This is a genomic window from Brevibacterium sp. SIMBA_078 (assembly GCF_046534565.1).
In the GTDB taxonomy this organism is placed as follows: Bacteria; Actinomycetota; Actinomycetes; order Actinomycetales; family Brevibacteriaceae; genus Brevibacterium.
The window spans coordinates 1-357 of record NZ_JAWRYQ010000072.1 but is presented as its reverse complement, the minus strand read 5'-3'; the positions used below and the strand labels follow the sequence as shown (position 1 = coordinate 357).

Below are 357 nucleotides of genomic sequence, written 5' to 3'. Positions count from 1 at the left end.
CATGTACTAGCTGTTCCATACCCATCGTGAAAATTTCAAACGCACGATAGTCATTTTCTTTTGGCTTCTCAGGTGCTTCAGGTGAATTATAATACTGGTTGAACATGTTGGAGTTTACCATAGCATTATCCCATTTGTAAGGTTTACCCATGTAATACTCTACCCAATCTTTCCCATCATAGGCATCGTTTAATGGGAAGTATACTTCATGGTCTGCATAATTAAGTCCTGTGGCATCACGCAACTTTCTAGGCTTACTGCCTTTAGTACGTCTTTCGAAAAACTTCGCTTCAAATGATACTAACTTAGGATTAATAGCTTCCATACGGTGGGAAATTTCATGTGTATACGTATTAG

Annotated in this window: 1 protein-coding gene; it reads right to left on the bottom strand. The window is 38.4% G+C overall.

Annotation, left to right across the window (positions count from 1 at the left end; translation table 11 throughout):
- On the bottom strand, nt 1-325 hold a 325-nt coding region (locus tag SB749_RS18915), incomplete at its 3' end, for a hypothetical protein (protein ID WP_410711657.1).
- Nucleotides 326-357: the final 32 nt, after the last annotated feature.